Annotated in this window: 17 protein-coding genes; 4 read left to right on the plus strand and 13 right to left on the minus strand. The window is 48.1% G+C overall.

The features are described 5' to 3' along the window. Nucleotides 1–24: 24 nt before the first annotated feature. From NSQ66_RS09315 to NSQ66_RS09340, 6 genes are read right to left on the minus strand one after another with little or no spacing between them, the layout of a single operon-like run. A complete protein-coding gene (locus NSQ66_RS09315; RefSeq protein ID WP_036683982.1) occupies nucleotides 25–1,155 on the minus strand; it encodes a YheC/YheD family protein in 1,131 nt (376 codons plus the stop codon). After that, entirely contained in the window at nucleotides 1,137–1,655 is a 519-nt protein-coding gene (locus NSQ66_RS09320; protein ID WP_036683981.1) for a GNAT family N-acetyltransferase, read from the minus strand. The genes NSQ66_RS09315 and NSQ66_RS09320 overlap by 19 nt, the downstream gene beginning before the upstream one ends. A gap of 26 nt (nucleotides 1,656–1,681) precedes the next feature. After that, nucleotides 1,682–2,794, minus strand: a complete 1,113-nt coding sequence (locus tag NSQ66_RS09325) for a YheC/YheD family protein (protein WP_036683979.1) — start codon at nucleotides 2,792–2,794, stop codon at nucleotides 1,682–1,684. Further along, nucleotides 2,791–4,164, minus strand: coding sequence for a YheC/YheD family protein (locus NSQ66_RS09330; protein WP_036683976.1), 1,374 nt, complete (start codon nucleotides 4,162–4,164; stop codon nucleotides 2,791–2,793). The genes NSQ66_RS09325 and NSQ66_RS09330 overlap by 4 nt, the downstream gene beginning before the upstream one ends. After that, a complete protein-coding gene (locus NSQ66_RS09335) occupies nucleotides 4,165–5,331 on the minus strand; it encodes a YheC/YheD family protein (protein ID WP_052096916.1) in 1,167 nt (388 codons plus the stop codon). It lies immediately after the preceding gene. Between the two features lie 10 nt (nucleotides 5,332–5,341). Continuing rightward, the gene (locus NSQ66_RS09340; RefSeq protein WP_038569658.1) at nucleotides 5,342–6,709 is read right to left on the minus strand and encodes a YheC/YheD family protein; all 1,368 of its coding nucleotides are present in this window, start codon (nucleotides 6,707–6,709) and stop codon (nucleotides 5,342–5,344) included. A 371-nt stretch (nucleotides 6,710–7,080) separates the two neighbouring features. On the opposite strand from NSQ66_RS09340, the gene NSQ66_RS09345 reads away from it, so the two are divergent. Then, the gene (locus tag NSQ66_RS09345; protein ID WP_036683973.1) at nucleotides 7,081–7,419 is read left to right on the plus strand and encodes a YlbF family regulator; all 339 of its coding nucleotides are present in this window, start codon (nucleotides 7,081–7,083) and stop codon (nucleotides 7,417–7,419) included. Nucleotides 7,420–7,549: 130 nt separating this feature from the next. Here the strand turns inward: NSQ66_RS09345 and NSQ66_RS09350 are convergent, their stop codons facing one another. After that, nucleotides 7,550–8,125 carry a hypothetical protein gene (locus tag NSQ66_RS09350; RefSeq protein ID WP_036683971.1) on the minus strand — a complete coding sequence of 192 codons (576 nt, stop codon included), beginning with the start codon at nucleotides 8,123–8,125 and terminating at the stop codon, nucleotides 7,550–7,552. A gap of 195 nt (nucleotides 8,126–8,320) precedes the next feature. Between NSQ66_RS09350 and NSQ66_RS09355 the strand changes: the two genes are divergently transcribed. Beyond that, nucleotides 8,321–8,602, plus strand: a complete 282-nt coding sequence (locus NSQ66_RS09355) for a hypothetical protein (RefSeq protein WP_038569660.1) — start codon at nucleotides 8,321–8,323, stop codon at nucleotides 8,600–8,602. A 188-nt stretch (nucleotides 8,603–8,790) separates the two neighbouring features. Here the strand turns inward: NSQ66_RS09355 and NSQ66_RS09360 are convergent, their stop codons facing one another. The 3 genes from NSQ66_RS09360 to NSQ66_RS09370 form a co-directional block, all read right to left on the minus strand. Further along, nucleotides 8,791–9,435 carry a hypothetical protein gene (locus NSQ66_RS09360; protein ID WP_141118444.1) on the minus strand — a complete coding sequence of 215 codons (645 nt, stop codon included), beginning with the start codon at nucleotides 9,433–9,435 and terminating at the stop codon, nucleotides 8,791–8,793. A 112-nt stretch (nucleotides 9,436–9,547) separates the two neighbouring features. Next, nucleotides 9,548–9,769: a hypothetical protein gene (locus NSQ66_RS09365; protein WP_076140868.1), complete on the minus strand. Its 222-nt coding sequence runs from the start codon at nucleotides 9,767–9,769 to the stop codon at nucleotides 9,548–9,550. Nucleotides 9,770–9,841: 72 nt separating this feature from the next. Then, nucleotides 9,842–10,675, minus strand: a complete 834-nt coding sequence (locus NSQ66_RS09370) for a hypothetical protein (protein ID WP_076140870.1) — start codon at nucleotides 10,673–10,675, stop codon at nucleotides 9,842–9,844. Between the two features lie 300 nt (nucleotides 10,676–10,975). Here NSQ66_RS09370 and NSQ66_RS09375 point away from each other — a divergent pair, with 300 nt between their 5' ends. Further along, the gene (locus NSQ66_RS09375) at nucleotides 10,976–12,310 is read left to right on the plus strand and encodes a DRTGG domain-containing protein (RefSeq protein WP_036678878.1); all 1,335 of its coding nucleotides are present in this window, start codon (nucleotides 10,976–10,978) and stop codon (nucleotides 12,308–12,310) included. Between the two features lie 93 nt (nucleotides 12,311–12,403). On the opposite strand, the gene NSQ66_RS09380 is transcribed toward NSQ66_RS09375, so the two are convergent. The 3 genes from NSQ66_RS09380 to NSQ66_RS09390 form a co-directional block, all read right to left on the minus strand. After that, nucleotides 12,404–12,754, minus strand: coding sequence for a YtpI family protein (locus NSQ66_RS09380; RefSeq protein ID WP_076140872.1), 351 nt, complete (start codon nucleotides 12,752–12,754; stop codon nucleotides 12,404–12,406). 83 nt (nucleotides 12,755–12,837) lie between these two features. After that, on the minus strand, nucleotides 12,838–13,338 hold the full coding sequence (locus NSQ66_RS09385; protein ID WP_038569663.1) for a DUF4044 domain-containing protein: 501 nt from the start codon (nucleotides 13,336–13,338) through the stop codon (nucleotides 12,838–12,840). 5 nt (nucleotides 13,339–13,343) lie between these two features. Then, entirely contained in the window at nucleotides 13,344–13,667 is a 324-nt protein-coding gene (locus NSQ66_RS09390; RefSeq protein WP_036678886.1) for a YtrH family sporulation protein, read from the minus strand. Between the two features lie 141 nt (nucleotides 13,668–13,808). On the opposite strand from NSQ66_RS09390, the gene NSQ66_RS09395 reads away from it, so the two are divergent. Then, a complete protein-coding gene (locus NSQ66_RS09395; protein ID WP_076100094.1) occupies nucleotides 13,809–17,450 on the plus strand; it encodes a DNA polymerase III subunit alpha in 3,642 nt (1,213 codons plus the stop codon).

Here is a 17,450-nt window from a genome sequence, read left to right on the forward strand (position 1 = left end):
TTTTGATGACTATTAAGATAATTTTTATTCCTCAGTCGTTTTAGCTGTGCTGGGGGTTCCTTTGTTATTGTAGAGCCACAGCGCGTATTCCAGAGGGCGAATAAGGGCTTTGCGGTATGTGGTTCCGTCACCTGATCTTGCGAACACTTCACGGGCGGGCTTTGGATTAACCTCCAGCACGTAAATTTTCCCTTCGCGATCAATGGCGAGGTCCAATGCAAGCTCACATAAGGCTCCGTAACTTTCTTCCAGGAAGGCTGCGGCATCAAGGCCTAACCTCTCGGCAGTCTTCATGACCTTATCGGTTTTATCCTGACTACCCAGCCATTCCTTCAGCAGTGTTTCCGCTCGAACGGCATGACCACCGCCATGAAGATTGGAGGTTACACTCCGCGCTGCACCGACCCGTGCTGCCATACCTGTGAGTTCCCAGACACCTTGCCCATTCTTTTGAACGAGCATCCGGTAATCATGGAAACGTCCGCCCGGCAGACGTAATGGAATCCCTTGTTGGATAAGGAAACGTCCGCCGATGCACCATTGCCGTACGATGGAATCCAGCCGAGTAGAAGAGACTTTACGTGTGGGAATGATTCGGCGATCCTGGCGACGGCCTTGAATATCATATACCCCACGCCCATTCTTCATTCTCTCAATTCTGAGGATGCCACGTCCACCTGTGCCGTTTGCCGGCTTGATATAGACTACTGAATTGGTTTTCAGCATCCGGCGCAGGTCGGCAGAGGACTGATAGAGTAAAGTTTCTGGCATATGTTGCCGGAAACGGCTTTTTTGTGAGAATGTTTGGTGAATGGTCCATTTGTTGCGCAGTGGACGATTCAGAAATAACAGATGATTGTAGCGTTCTCGGAAACGAAGCAGTTGCTGAAAGCGTGAGCTGCGCTGAATACGGCAACGGTCATAAATCATGTTCGGAAAAGAACGCCATTTGCGTGACCATTTTCCGCTCTTGGGATCAAAGACAAGGGCATGGATCTGCTCTTTACTGGGATGAACATCCATGGGGGTGAAAACAAAGACATCCAAGCCAATTCGTTTGCCCTCGACGATCATTCTCCGGTACACGGCCTTTTCTTCAAGCTGCTTGGCTTCGTTAATATATAAAGTAAGAATGCCTAAGACGGGCTCTGGCACAGGAGTTCACCTTCTTGTGGAGAATTAGTAGTGCTGCCGGTATGATGGGGTGACCGGAGCAGTAATGTTGGCTTGCCGGTAGGACCAGTGGTAAGTGTGTCGGCAGCAAGGCCGATATTGAAGCACATCTTTAGGCTAGCTGTATTGTCACAGGCAACACTGCATTGCAGATGCCCGAGGCGTTTCAGCTGGGCAGCCATTAAGGCAGTGCCGGTGTGTCTATTCCGGTAGAAGGGGTGCACAGCGACAAGACAGGCTTCTGCACCGAAACCGGATACGAAGCTGACTCCTGCGAGCTGGCGCCCATTCTGACCGCGTACGGTGGCGACAAGCAGCGAGATACCCGGCTCTGACAACTGATCCGGTGTTAAACGGGCCAGTACTTTGCAAGCTTGGTTTGTGATTCGCTTCTCCCCATGCGCTCTTATAAACTCAAGCAGTCCAGCCAGCCGTGATTTCCACTGTTTGGCATTTGTGTCATAGATGGAGGATATCTGCATGCTGTGTCACATCCTTTTAATGATTTCTATTTAAACTGGCGCGCTAAGTGCTGGCCGTAGTGAAAGATTCGCTCTAGGGACAGCTTGCGGATCGCGGGTTCATCAAATTTCATCGGCCGGGAGTTGGCCTCAAAGAACCAGAGTCCCCCGTTCTCATCTACACCCAGATCCATCGACATCTCTCCGAGCATAGAGTCAGAAGCTCTTTCGATTTGTCTAGCGATAAGAAGGGCGGTTGTAGGCACGCTCTTCAGGATCATGGCTGCTCTTTCGGTTCCAAATGTACTTTCCAGCATGCTGGCAGGCTCTTCAATACTACCGCCGCGTGGTACATGTGTCGTTATACTTCGGGCACCGGCGAGGCGTGCGCCTATGCCGGTCACTCCCCAGCCGCCTCTGCTGTTTTTTTGCAGCAGCACCCGCAGATCAAACGGTCTTCCCCGATGAGTCGCCAGTTCAATAGCCTGCTGCACAATATAACGAGAGATTCCTTTTTCTTTTCCGATTCTTGCCCAGAGCCGGTCCATGGAAGCTGCTTTGTACGTCACATTTTTTTTGCCGCTTTGAATTTGAAGCCGGTAAGGCAAAGCGGTATCTGCACGATATTTCAGGCGCATAATTCCTTTTCCTGCTTTGCCGTTCTCTGGTTTAAGGTAGAGGCTGGTATGCTGGTTCAGCATGGCAGTAAGGGTGTTTGCACTGCGTAATCGTCTCGTTTTTGGAACATGCTTTGAGGTGGAGTGCGAACCCCTTAACCATTCGAATAGACTCCATTTATTGAAAAAATATGGATTATATAGCTTAATGCCTGGATGTTCCAGGCATTGAGCTATTTTACGTACCACAGCAGGTTTTTCCTCATCCTCACGGGTGGGAATTCGGTTATAAATGATTTGTGGAAGAGGTACAGGAATGCTGTACCAGATTTTACCGCTGGACGATGGGACATATCCGTTCACCATCCGTTCCTCAAGCTTGAGGTCACGGACAGTGACGACGTAGACAAGAAATCCCATTTCTTTGCCTGTGCGAATAATGTCCCGGAAGTTGCTGCGGTTGCCATTAAATTGCCGTACTTTATCGCTGGTGGTCAGTATGGCAATAACAGGTTTTGTATCTTCCGGATTATGGGTGCTCACATCTCATCCCTCCTGCGGAATTTGCTGAGGTATAGACAATGCTCCAGAATGTGCTCGATGGAAGCTTTGCCCTCAGCGCGCAGGGAAGGGTGACGGAAGATGGAACGACCTGGTTTGGCGTTGGCCTCGAACATCCAGATGTCTTCATCCTGATCAATTCCGAGATCAAAGCCAATTTCACCGAGCAAATGACGATGCTGGACTTCTAGTGATTCTGCCAGCTTGATGGCTGTAGTCTTTGCACGCTGCAGTACTTCGTCAGCTCTTGCGCCGAATACACGTCCGAGTGCTTGCTGAGGTGTAAGCAATGCTCCTCCATTTTTAAGGTGAGTGGTGACACTGCCACGGCCGGCTTTTTTAGCGCCTATGCCGACTACAATCCACTGATTACTGCCGTTTTTATGCATATGGAACCGGAAATCAATCGGGCAGCCATCTATTTCAATGAGGCGTATTCCCTGCTGAACTATATAATTTTGCAGATTTTGACCGTGACGCGAACGAAGCATACGCATAAGGGCTTCAAAGGTGGTAAAGCGTAAAAGAACGTTTTTTCCACCGCGGCGGTAGCGGGCAAAATACCCCTTTTTCGGGAGATAGGTAAGCCGATAAATTCCGTGACCCAGACTTCCCGCAGAAGGTTTATAGTATACAAAATGATGGTGATCCAGCATTTCTCTCATTTTTTCCGTGGACGGATTGCTGTGGGTTTCAGGTACGTAACGATTTGCCGCCCCATCATTTTCTAAAAGCTTATAGATATCGGATTTATTGAAAAAGCTCCAGTTAAAGTATGGAATTCTTTTCCGCATAAATCGTTCGCGAAGTTGGTTGATATAGGGTGAGGTCTCAGCTCTCCGACTGGGCAATCGATTATAGACAACATCAGGCAGAGGGACCATTTTTCGTTCAAACTTACCGCTTGAAGTCAAAAAATATCCATAGACCTGTTCCTGTTGCCAGTTGATGTCACGCGGCATAAAGGCAAATATATAACATTTGTTGCTGCCTTCCCGCAGTAATTGCTTGATGAACCCTGTGCGAGAACCGAAAGGCTGAGACGAGGAAGCAGGACCATCGGACAATATGCCAACTAAAGGTCCTAGCTGCACCTCGTCATTCTGTAGATTGCGTAAATAGACACCGCCTGATTTCGGAACCTTGATAGCGCTTTTTACGCCTGAGGCGAGATATAGGTGATTTCCGGCGCGCTTGATGGGCTTGATCATGGTCGGGGTGGCATCTTTACCGAGCCTTAAGCGTATATTTTTTTTCCCGGTTAACTTCAAGCTTTTCATCAGTGCACCTGATACATATACAACTCTTTGGGGCTGCTTAGTGAAATGCACATTGCAAAAAGTGAGACTCATTTATGAATCCTCCTTAGGAACCATTGTTATCATTCTCCCGTTTGTAACGGAGCTGTCCGTAGATAGGGATGGTATCCGTCGTTGTGTGAGCAGTAGATGGCGCGCATAAGACAGTGGATTCTCGGCGGCGAGCTTAGCAGCCCGGCGGTCGCCCGTCAGCCGGAATACCGTGCGCCCTGGCTTGGAATTTGCTTCTAGTAAATGAATCCGACCGCTCGAATCAATACCGAAATCAAGGCCGAGTTCTCCAAGCCTGCCGCATGCAGCCTCCAGTAGTGGAGGCAAGTATGCAGCTTCTGCAGCAAGCTCACGCATGATGTCTTTTCCACCCTGACCATATTCTGCAAGCAAAAAAGGCAGGGGAGAAACAGCTGTTCCGCCGCCATGCAGGTTCGAAGTCAGCGAACCTTGGTTACCCAGCCGTACGGCCATGCCGGTAAGAGTCCAGCGGCCAAGGCCATTCTTTTGCATCAATACACGCACATCGAACGGTTGCCCCTTACTATTAGTTAGGTGCAGGAAAGGCTGTATAATATAGCGGCGTGAGCCGATAAATTCATGAATCCAGTTCAGTCCTTCAGCCTGTGAGTCGAAAACATATTGAAATGGTGTATTTGTTCCGTCACGCCCTCGTACTCTCATGCCTCTGTTCTGCAGTATGGAATGTAATGTACGTTTGCCATGGGTGCCGGCCTTGGGCTTTAGAAAAACTCCATATTCTCTTTCAGCAAGCATTGTACTTAACCTGCGGGTACCGGTATAGAGTACAGTTTCCGGCAGTATTGCCGCTGCTCTCCGGTCGCGCTTCAATATCTCATGTACACCCCATTTATCTGGCAAACCTCGAGACCAAGGTAGAGAACGATGAAGAGAAGAAAGTGCAGCGGAAGCTTCTTTTCTTTCTTTCGGACCTTCGTGAAAACAGCGATTATAGACAATATCTGGCGGTGAAGAAGTGGTATTCTGCCAGCTTCCATCTTTCCAGGTATAGCCGGTAATGGAGGAACCGTCTGCCGCTACTCCGTCTGGATGAAATACGAGGACTTTTAGGCTGTATAGAGGAGCTGCCCGGCATAAATGACTGCAAAACTCTGGCTCGGCGATCGGTGGATTCCCGTTGCGGCGGCCTGTCATAATGCCGAGGAACCCCACTTCTTTTTCAGTCATCGTGTCCTCCTTATAAACCGGCCAAGTAGCGGCAATATAAAATCATTTGCTTGACGGACGGTCTTATTTTTTGGTCGTTTAACGGTGTATTATCGTTCTTGGAGGGCTTGGAGTTAACCTCTAAGAGCCATATTCGTCCTGATTGATCCAGTGCCAGATCGATTCCGAGCTCTCCGAAATGAGCGGGGATAAAGGTTTCGACCCCTCTTGCAATGGCAAGTGCTGCTCTGGGCAGCTGAAGCTGAACGTTTTCTTTTGCGCCCGGAGGAAGACTGCTCTTGCTAATCGCTTCTTTCACTGTGCTGAGACTGCCACCTCTAGCTAAATTAGACACGAAGTGATTGCTTCCGGCGGTGCGGGCGACAATGGAGGTAACTCCCCATTTTCCGCTGCCATTCTTCTGAACAAGTGCCCGGAAATCTACAGGTCGCCTTCCTAGCTCCATCAAAGGCAATCCCTGCTGAATCTGGTATCGAGTGGTCTTCATTTTGGGAGCGATGGACTGGTACAATTTAGCGAGAGTGGTGTAGCTTTGCTTGCGTGTACCTATGGAGGTAGTAGACAATAGACGGTAACCTCCGCCTTCTTCTTTAGAGATACGAAGTATGCCTTTGCCGAGACTGCCTCGTACAGGTTTCAAAAATACACTTGGGTAATGGCTGCACATCTTCTTCATTACGGCAAAGCCGTTCAACGCATGCGATTCAGGTAAATACCGCTGCAGGGAAGGGTCTTGCGCTAAAGCTTCAAATACCTCTGTCTTGTCAAGAAATTTTTCGTTGAAGAAATGCGTTCCATATCGCGATTTTACATCCGCCAAAAAATGCTGTACGCTAGGTTTATTCTCCACCTTTCGCGTCGTTAACCGATTGTTGATTACATCGGCAATGGGCAGACTCATTTTTCTCCAACCCTCGTTGTATACCCAGCCCTGAATGGAAGAACTGCGTGTTTCCAGCGCTTCCGGGGTAAAGAAATATACATAGGCGCCTTGTGTGTGGCAGGCATTTGTCAATTCCCGGCAGAACATGGTAATGGGTCCAAACAACCTGTCGAGATTATCTGGATGGTCACGACTGACGAGCACGCCGATCAACGGTCCAAGCCGCAAGGTGCGGCTTACAGAGCTGTAAGAAACGTTGAGGGTTTGTCGGTGTTTCCATCCGGTCCGCCGCGCCAGTCCTTCGCTTACACGCAGGATGTCGGATTTGGGAGCCGAGATAATGGTAACCTCCTGCCGGAAAGAGCCGAATGCCAGCTGGAGTGTTCCGTGAGACGGGATTTTGAGTCTTTTCATGGATTTTTCGCCAAGCATTATAGCGTTTTCCTGCAGGATGCCCGAGTTGACCGTATGGACCGGGATCTTGAATTGGGACATCGTGGATCTCCTTCCGGTAGGCAGCATGATGCCGGCAATTTGGTAGCTAAGGGTTACATATCATTCATCATATGGAGACAGATGACCCTTGGTGATTGACCTAATCGCTAAAAACCTTGCCCAGTCATTTCATAAGCTCGGCCCAAGAAGCGAAACAAGTATGGAATGAGCGAATATTGGAAACTAAAGCAGCGTGGATTCAGGAAGCGGCTGCTAACAAAACTTAAGCGTATGTTTTCGGAGTGAGTTTTTAGAGCAGAGTAGATTCAGGAAGCAGCTGTTACAAAACCTAAGCGTAAGCTTCCGAAGTGAGTTTTGCACGAAGACGATCTGAGGAGTGTACGCTAACAAAACTTTTAGGAGGAATCATAATGAGCATTCACGACAAAGCACATGAACTGGCGAAAGCCATTAAAGAGAGCAGCGAGGTATCGGACATCAGAAATGCCATGAAGGTCGTAGAAACGGATCCTGAAGCGAAAGCGATGCTGGACAATTTCCGCCAAGGTCAGATGGAGCTGCAACAACGGATGATGAGCGGAGAAATGCCTCCACAAGAAGAAATGGAAAAGATGGAGAAGCTGTTCGAGGTGCTTAATTTGAATCTTGGCATTCGTCGTCTGTTCGATGCGGAACGCCGTCTGAGCGTTGTAATCGAGGATGTAAATAAAATTATCACCGAGAGTTTGTCCCAATTGTACGGTGAATAAATTTCAGCAATGAAAATCAAAAGAGGGTGTTCCCGAAGCCGATGGCTCTGGAAGCACCCTCTTTCTTGTGGCTGTGACTATATGGCTAGCCTAAGCTCAAGCTCGACCTCAACCTCAACCTCAACCTCAACTAATCTTGTTTACCTTCGACTGCGCAGAGAAGAATACCAGCTGCCAAACCTAAGCGGCGATCAAGCTTGCCTTTTCGATCCTCCGAGAAGTCAGCCATAATTTTGGTGACAAATGGATTGAAATTTTGCTTGAAGGCAGGGATCGTAGTATCATCCATCTCGATATTATATTTCTGCGGAATAATAGCGATGAAGCGGCGCAGTAAAGCCATCGCGGTGCTGTCTTCCTTGATTTTTCCGATTTCCTGATCATGACGGTCAAGAATAATCCATTCATCCTTCAAAATAGATTTGAGACCCTTACGGCGAAAAGCACCAATATGCTCACCGGACTCTGTATCGTGTACATCATAAGTAGCGCTAAAATCGACGACGCTACGGGCTTTTATGCGCAGAAGCTCCTTCTGCATAGATTCATCCGTATAAAGTGCAATGTCTTCTTTAAGCTTGAACGCTTTCATTTGTGAATAGAGCACAAGCTGCTCAGAGCTGTCAAAAATATGAAGTTTCGCACCCATGATCGAAAATACCTTTTTGCGAATTATGTATTCGGTATGATTATAAGCTGCATTCAATTCAAAAACGCCTCCCCTAAATGAAATCATCATCTCATATATAAGCGTCTCTTGCTATATAAATGCTAACCTTTTATACATAATTTTGAAAAGGTTATATTTTTTAATGGACTTGTCTCATATTACGGGCCTCATGTTCATAGAGTAGAGATATAGATTCAATCGAATATCCTGTCTACGAAGGAGCTGTTATTAATGAGAAAAAGAAACAAGTTCAAACACGGTGTCTATCTCTTGCTGGCGTTGGCCATGCTTTTGTATGCACTGCCGAAGCTTTCGCTTGCGAATGGACCGAGTTGGGTGTTTGGTTTTGGAGTCGTCTGGTCACTTTTTGCGTTTATGGTCATTGCGGCACATCTGCATTTTATTATCGGGGTTGATGAGGAAAAGACCAAACGTTTGGAAGCTGTGCGAAAAGAAAAGCTGGAGCAATGGCAGACAAAGTGGAATGAAGAAACTAGAGTTTCGCAAAGATAATAGAGTTGGGGTCGATTACTAAAAAAGCTAGATTAGCTTCAGGTCTCTCGAAAAGCACGGCAGTCGTGCAAAGAGAGGCATAAGTGCCTTAGAATGTTGCGGAAAGCGCAGAAGTGGCGAAAGAGAGGCATAAGTGCCTCAGAATGCTGCGGAAAGTGCAGAAGTGGCGAAAGAGAGGCAAAAATGCCTTAGAATGTTGTAGAAAGCGTAGGAGTGGCGAAAATAGAGGCATAAATACCGTAGAATGCCGCGGAAAGCGTAGAAGTAGCTAAAAGAGAAGTATAAATACCGTAGAATGCCGCACAAAACGCACAAGTACACAAAAGAAAGGTATAAATACCGTAGAATGCCGCGGAAATCGCACAAGTAGCCAAAAGAGAGGTATAAATACCGTAGAATGCCGCGCAAATCGTAAAAGTAGCCAAAAGAGAGGTATAAATCCCGTAGAATGCCGCGGAAATCGCACAAGTAGCCAAAAGAGAGGTATAAATCCCGTAGAATGCCGCGCAAATCGTAAAAGTAGCTAAAAGAGAAGTATAAATACCGTAGAATGCCGCGGAAATCGCACAAGTAGCCAAAAGAGAGGTATAAATACCGTAGAATGCCGGGCAAAACACCAAAGTAGCCAAAAGAAAGGTATAAATACCGTAGAATGCCGCGCAAAATACCAAAGTAGCCAAAAGAAAGGTATAAATACCGTAGAATGCCGGGCAAAACGCAAAAGTAGCCAAAAGAGAGGTATAAATACCGTAGAATGCCGCGCAAATCGTAAAAGTAGCCAAAAGAGAAGTATAAATACCGTAGAATGCCGGGCAAAACACCAAAGTAGCCAAAAGAGAAGTATAAATACCTCAGAATGCCGAGCCAAGCGCAAAAGTCACACAAAGAGGCATACAAAAAAGACACACTCATACGAAAAAGCCCACTAGCCTAAGCCAGTGGGCTTTAATATGCCCCCTGTATTGCTTGCAGGGGGTTAAATGTTATTTTCTCATTGGTGAGATCTCTTCCAGCCTTCTTTTCTTCGGCAGATATCCGTTTACCAAGAGCCGCGTAATACCACACTGCAGGAACGAGGACCGCGAGTATAAAAAGAAATTGCATAAGCTCAGCTCCTTTCACGTCGATAGTATAAACTTTTTTCCTGATCGTAGAGAGGATGGACATAATCCTACCATCCTACCATCATCCGACCATCATCCGACCATCCCATCCACGTGTTAAGCAAAAACAATCCGATTACTTTTTACTGACCGAGCATTGAACTTCAAATACATAACTGGCGCTTCCCTGAGGCCATCTTGCATGGATGATATATAGGTGTCTGCCGCTACCTGCTGCGAGTTGAAAACTGTTTTTGTCCACGGAAAGGGCTTCGTCCGGTCGTTCCTCACCAGGAAATGAAGCCATAACCTCCATCTCCTTGGGTGCATATGAGAATTCGAGTTCTACCTGATCACCGCTGATGGCTTTGGGATGTACCTTCTGTATGGAAACCAGCTCAACGTTAGAAGCTATATCCACGCATACGCCTTTGCCATTGTCGTTCCAGCAATAAGAGCCTTGAATAGCCTCGAACTGTTCACCGCCAACAGTAACTTGAACGCTTGGGGGCTGTGGGTTAACAGTGTCTTCTGATGAATTCTTATCTTCATTAAAAGTTGATTGAAACAAGTCCAATAGATCCTTTTTGCTGGTATCTGACAGGCGATAGTGGCCCATTTGTCCTGATTTAATGAGTAACCCATTGTTACTTCCGACGATCCAAAAAGACAATTCATAACTTATGCCATCCTTCATGTTCAGAGTGGTTCTGTAATCGCTGGGAGCAATATCTAGTTGTCCTCTATCATATTCAGCAGTAGTTATGGCTTGAACGAAACGTTCAAAGGAGGATGTATCCGAAATAGTGGCCATTGGCTGTTTTCTTTCAATTAAGTTAATAGAAACTATATTATTTGCATCCAGCTCTATCTGGTCTGCTTGTTTTATTTCGTTTCCCGTATTTCCACAGCTGACCAGTCCTATGAAAAGCAAAGTAAGGGTAAGTAGTAATAAAGCGGTCTTGTTCATATCTTCAATGCTCCTTTACACATTCATTAATTCTCAGACTATAAAAAAGAGGAAAAGGTTGCTAAATAAAGGCAGCGAATTTTTAAGGTCAGCTTAAAACGCATCAGAGATATTCAGTTTCGAAAAATGGGATTTTCAGGTGGATTTCAAACCTGCTATGTGGCAATACCTACCTTAATCGTAGATTGTGTAAGGAGAGTGAAATTCGAATCCGAAGCTTATGAATCGGTTGTACTGAGCCATTCTATCGTTGTATAATAGGTACAGTATAGTACAGATCGGAGCATGGGGGTGTAACAGTTGGAAGGTCAAGGCGATGCGATTACTAAACACGAGCAACTGCTGCAGCATATTGAAAGTCTTAAGGTAGGCACCAAAATATCTGTTCGCAAGCTCGCCAAAGAAATGTTAGTCAGCGAAGGGACTGCTTACCGTGCAGTGAAGGAAGCTGAGAATCTCGGGATAGTCATCACGAAGGAACGGATTGGTACAGTTCGTGTAGAAAAGAAACCTCGGAACATTTCAGAGCAGCTGACGTTTGGCGATGTAGTTGATATTGTTGAAGGGCATGTGCTTGGCGGGGCAAGTGGACTAAATAAACATCTGCATAAATACGTGATCGGGGCGATGAAGGTCGATGCGATGATCCGTTATATAGACGCTGACAGTCTGTTGATTGTGGGTAACCGTGATGATGTTCACTCTCTGGCGCTGGAGCAGGGTGCAGGGGTTCTGGTGACAGGGGGCTTCGGGACGAGCCGTGAAGTGAAGGCATTGGCAGACGAGCTGGATCTTCCCATTATTTCTTCGAGACATGACACGTTTACCGTCGCTTCAATGATTAACCGTGCTATTTTTGATAGATTGATAAAGAAAAAAATTATGCTGGTAGAGGATATTATCGACAGCAAACCGCGCCTGAATACGTTAAAAATCTCTAGCACCGTCGGCGAGCTACGACAGGTTTCTGAGGAAACTGGAGAGCAGCGCTTTCCCGTTACGGATGAATGGAACCGAGTCATTGGCATTATCGGTCGCCGTGATGTAGAGGAATTGACGGAAGGGCAGATCATTGAAAAAGCGATGATTCGCAGTCCGGTTACGGCTGCACTGCAAACCTCACTAGCCTCCGCGGCCCAGATCATGATGTGGGAAGGCGTGGATTTTCTGCCCATAGTGGACCGTAACCGCAAACTGGTAGGCTCCCTAACCCGTAAAGAAGTGCTGCAAAGCTTACGCGATGTTCGGAACCAACCTCAGCTGGGAGAGACTTTTGATCATCTCATTTGGAATGGTTTTGCGGATGAGCGGGACGAAGAGGGACGATTGTTCTTCCATGGCTTTATTACGCCGCAGATGGCCACGGATCTTGGGACGATTTCTGAGGGGATATTGTCTACGCTTATGACGCTTTCGGCATTTAAAGCAGCTAAGGACATCACAGGAAATGATTATGTACTAGATAATATGTCCACTTATTTTATCCGACCGGTACAGATCGAACACGCGATCATTGTAATGCCGAGACTGCTCGAAATCAGCCGCCGTACCTGTAAGCTTGAGATTGAGATCAGCCACTCGGATACTCTGGTAGCCAAAGCTGTTCTGATGCTGCAATCCATTGATCATGGCTAAAGAATGGTTTGCTAGCTGGATAGCATCCGGTAAATAGGATCGTATACATGCTAAATAGACTGCCCTCATCATTGATTGAGAGGGGAGTCTATTTTATTCTTTTCCTATTCCGTCAGAGCAGCAGCTAGGCTTTTGACTGGTGTTGTTCCTGGCTGCGGCTACGGCTGTAAAACTATAGCTGCGTAGACCCGAGAAGATGTTGAACGCACCAATCAGCAGAAAGACAGCTTCAACAATGATATTAACGGTAGAGCCGCGAAACAAAAACATGGATATCAAGGACAGCGTTACGAGCATAGCACCGAGCATCACATTCATGACGGAGCGTTTCAGCCCTTTATCTTGGGGATTTAAGGCACGGCGGGAGGATATGCTGAACACAGCGGCACCGATTACAAAGATCACCAGCAGGATAAACAATAAATACTTGATAAATAAAACCATGGACAGCCAGCTCCTTTATCGTGTCTTGCAGTAGCCAAGAAGTAATTTCCACGTCTGTCCATTATTGTATCACACGATGGCTGTCAGCTGCGCTTAAAAGGACTGATTTCTACCCAGATTTGCAGGACACCTTCCATGACGAGCATGGTTCGGATTTTGACAGAGTATTCCTTGTCACGCACAATGTATAGCTTGCCATCCAACAGCAGTCTAACCAGTTTGCTGTCAGTATCAATATCGAACATGCTGCGGCCGCGCATCGGTTCCAGATCTGAGCCCATTTGGCTTATGATTAATTTTACAGTTACGGGGTCAAGTGGGGTATCTTCTTTGGATTTGCTTTCCTCCGATCGAATTTTGATTTCTCTGATCACGGTTGAGGTATTATTGTATTTTTTGAGTGTCTGAATATCTTTTTGATATTGCTCGATCTGTACACGCAGATCTTGATTATGAAGCCATAATACGTTATATCCTACATGGTAAATAGCATTGTATATGACAGCTCCTACGACGATCCCTAGCATGAATATAGCGGAGATCTGGGTGAATCTGCGAAAACGACTGAATGGTGGAACTCTCACTGGCGTTACCCCCTGCCGCACACCCATTTTACTAGCTCACTGCCCATATGGGCTCCTAGAAAAGCGAAGGCAAGATACATGATTTGTTTGATGGCGGGGGAGAGGTTGCCTCCAATCATGTTACTTTCAATGACCCGTAAGGGATCCATAGTACCTCCTACAGCGGCTGCTAGTGCCCATATTTTAATCCGATCTGCCACATCCAGCATCGTTTGCGTCGGCGGTTGCAGGGATACAACGGCGCCGATTCCGCCGAGCATAGCTCCGCCAAGCACGATGCCGAAGGCGATAAAGAAGTCGAGGATAGCTTTGCTCATAAAAATGCTCATACAGGCCCCTTCCCGGACGAGGCATTTACAAGCTTTGCCTGTCCTTATGCTCTTAATCCATTGTATGGGCGGGTCCCCCTTTAATATGATAAAATAGTTTCATCTTATGTTTGATTTTTGCAGTAGAGAGGAAGTGGGGTTATGAGCCCTTTCGTGCATTTGCATGTGCACAGCGAATACAGTTTACTGGACGGGGCGGCGCGCATTACCGATCTCGTGCGCCGGGCCGGCGAATACGGCATGAAGTCGCTGGCGCTTACGGATCATGGAGTGATGTACGGGGCCATCCCTTTTTATAAAGCGTGTAAAGAGAATGGAATCAAGCCGATTATTGGCTGTGAAGCTTATTTAACCGCGGGTTCACGCCGTGAGCGGGGCAGTCGAAAAGATCAACCGATCTACCACTTGATTCTGCTCGTCAAGAATGAAACCGGCTACAAGAACCTGATGAAGCTGATCTCTATCGGCCATCTGGAAGGCCATCATTATAAACCCCGGATCGATATGGAAGTGTTGGCAGCTCATTCAGAGGGGATTATCTGCCTTAGTGCTTGTCTGGGCGGAGAAGTGCCGCAGCATCTGCTGCATGGTCGTGATGAGGAGGCGCGAAAGGCTGCGCTGCGATATAAGGCGATTTTTGGCGAAGATTTCTATCTGGAGCTGCAAGACCACGGGATCTCTGAGCAAAAGAGAGTGAATCCCAAGCTGATCGCCCTTGCCGGGGAATGTGAAATTCCACTTGTGGTGACGAATGATGTCCATTATTTGGCGAAGGAAGATGCTGAGGTTCAGGATGTGCTGATCTGCATCGGAACAGGCAAAACGGTGGATGATGAGGAACGTCTCAAGATCGGAACAGATCAGCTGTTTCTAAAAAGCAGCGAGCAAATGGCGGCATTGTTTCCGCATGTGCCGCAGGCTATCGCCAATACCTTATTGATCGCAGAAAAATGTAATTTGGAGCTTACCTTTGGCAATCATATTCTGCCTGCCTATTCTCCGCTCCCTGAAGGCATGGATTCCGCTGCTTATTTGCGTGAGCTGTGCTGGAAGGGGATGGAGGAACGATATATAGATACACCGCAATGGGCTACACCTGAGCAAAGAGAGACGGCTGAGAAGCGTCTCACCTATGAGCTGGGCGTTATCGAGAGTATGGGCTTCAGCGATTATTTTCTAATTGTGTGGGATTTTATTGCTTATTGTCATCGTCAGGGAATTGCTACGGGACCCGGACGGGGATCTTCCGCGGGTAGTCTCACCGCATACGCTTTGCGAATAACTGACGTGGACCCATTGAAATATAACTTGCTCTTTGAACGTTTTCTAAATCCAGAACGGATCACCATGCCGGATATTGATATCGATTTTAGCGATGAACGGCGTGATGAGGTTATTGGTTATGTAGTGGAGAAATACGGCAAAGAACATGTGGCGCAAATTATTACTTTCGGAACTATGGCTGCACGGGCTGCCGTTCGTGATGTAGGCAGGGTGCTGAATTTGCCTTATAACGAGGTAGACAAAGCTGCCAAGCTTATACCTGGACAACTAGGGATCAGCCTTGCCAGGGCGCTGGAGAGTACACCAGATCTTAAAGCACTGTATGATAGCAATCCAAAGATTAAAGGGTTGCTGGATATGGCTATGAAGGTCGAGGGCATGCCCCGCCATGCTTCGACACATGCCGCTGGGGTTGTTATCTCGAAAGGTCCGTTGACCGATGCAGTCCCACTTCAGGAAGGTAACGAAAGTACGGCGTTAACCCAATACTCTATGGAGCATTTGGAGAGCGTCGGGCTGCTGAAAATGGATTTTCTGGGTTTGCGCACGTTGTCGATTATCGAACGCTGCATGAATTCGATTAAAGAAATGAGCGGAAGTGTTCCAGATTTCCGTGTCATCCCAGATCATGATCCAGCTACGTATGAAATGCTTGGTGCTGGTGAGACAACAGGGGTCTTCCAGCTGGAGTCGGCGGGCGTTAGACGAGTACTTAAAGATCTGAAGCCTAACGGCTTTGAAGATATTGTATCGGTTCTAGCGCTGTATCGTCCGGGTCCGATGGAATTTATCCCGAAATATATAGCAGGCAAACACGGTGAGATTGAAGTAGAGTATCCACATTCTGATTTGAAGGCTATTTTAGCGGACACCTATGGGATCATTGTGTATCAGGAACAGATCATGCAGATTGCTTCTCTGATGGCGGGCTTCTCGTTAGGAGAAGCGGATCTGCTCCGTCGAGCGGTCTCTAAGAAAAAACGTGAGACTCTGGATAAGGAACGGAGCCATTTTGTTCAAGGCAGCTTGCAGCAGGGGTATAATGAAACGGATGCGAATGCTGTTTATGATATGATCGTGCGCTTTGCCGATTACGGCTTCCCGCGTGCTCATGCCGCGGCTTACGGAGTGTTGGCTTTCCAGACAGCTTATCTCAAGGCACATTATCCGGTGCAGTTTATGGCGTCTATGTTGACCGCTGTAATGGGCACTCACCGCAAGGTAGCGGAGTATGTGCTGGACTGCCGCCGCACGGGCATCGGCGTGTTGCCGCCGGATGTGAACGAGAGCGGCGTATTGTTTACTCCGGTTCCAGGCGAAGGAACCGGAACCGGGCATATCCGCTTTGGACTCGCAGCCATTAAGAACGTCGGCACGCTGGCAGTGGAGAACATTATGGCGGTCCGCAAGGAGCGTCCGTTCGACAGTCTGCTAGATTTCTGTCGACGTGTGGACCTGCGGGTCTGCAATAAGCGGGTAGTGGAATCATTGCTGCAGGCGGGAGCTTTTGACTGTCTGCCGGGTCACCGCGCCCAGCTGCTGGCTATGCTGGACGAGACGGTTGACGCTGCATTGAAGTGGCGCAAGGAGCGGGATGAGCTGCAAATCCAGCTGTTCGACGATTTGGTGGAGACACCGAACTGGGAAATCCGCTATCCGGATATCCCTAAGTTCACCATTGGCCAGCAGCTGGAGATGGAACGTGAGCTGCTGGGGTTATATCTTTCGGGCCATCCGCTTGATGATAGCGCGGAGCTGCTTGAGGAGCCCGGTATGCAGCGGCTGATGGATCTTGGTGAAGCCGCGGATGAGAGCCAGACGGTTACGGCCGGAATGGTCGTATCCGTTAAGGAAATTACGACGAAGCAAGGAAAATCGATGGCCTTCGTCGAATGGGAAGATCAGATCGAGCGCTGCGAGGTCGTGCTCTTCCCTGAGGTGTGGAAGCGAAGCCGCAGCTTGATTGCCAAGGGCGCGCTGCTGGCCTTGCGCGCCAAGGTGCAGCAGGAAGACGAAGGCTTCAAGCTGCTGGCCGAGGAAGTGGCGCTGCTGTCTGCGGAGGCTCTCCGCGGGCTATTGCAGCGCCGTAGTGCCGCCGCGTCCCGCTCGTACAGCGCGGGACGCTCGGCCTCGGCAGGAGCGCCGCCACGCGGCGCAGCTCCTGCTTCCCGGACCAGCGGTGCCGCCACTGGTCCGGCTGCCAGACCAGCAGGCGGCACAACGCCGCCTGCAACAACTGCACAGGCCGCGCCAACAACAGCGGCGACCTCAGGCCAGCGTGTCTTTATCAAGATCACGCCGGCCTCAGAGAATGCAGCGTTGCTGTCGCGCCTGAAAGAGCTACTGCAGAATCATCCCGGTCCAGCTGCGACGCTTCTGTTCTATGAACAGGATCAGAAGCTCCTAGCTCTTAGCGATAATTATCGAATTAAGCCGTCCGAGGAACTTTTCGCGGCGATCGAGGTTATGCTGGGTGCAGGTACGGTAAGAATAAAATAA

Source organism: Paenibacillus sp. FSL H3-0329, from assembly GCF_037963285.1.
GTDB lineage: Bacteria > Bacillota > Bacilli > Paenibacillales > Paenibacillaceae > Paenibacillus_AQ > Paenibacillus_AQ odorifer.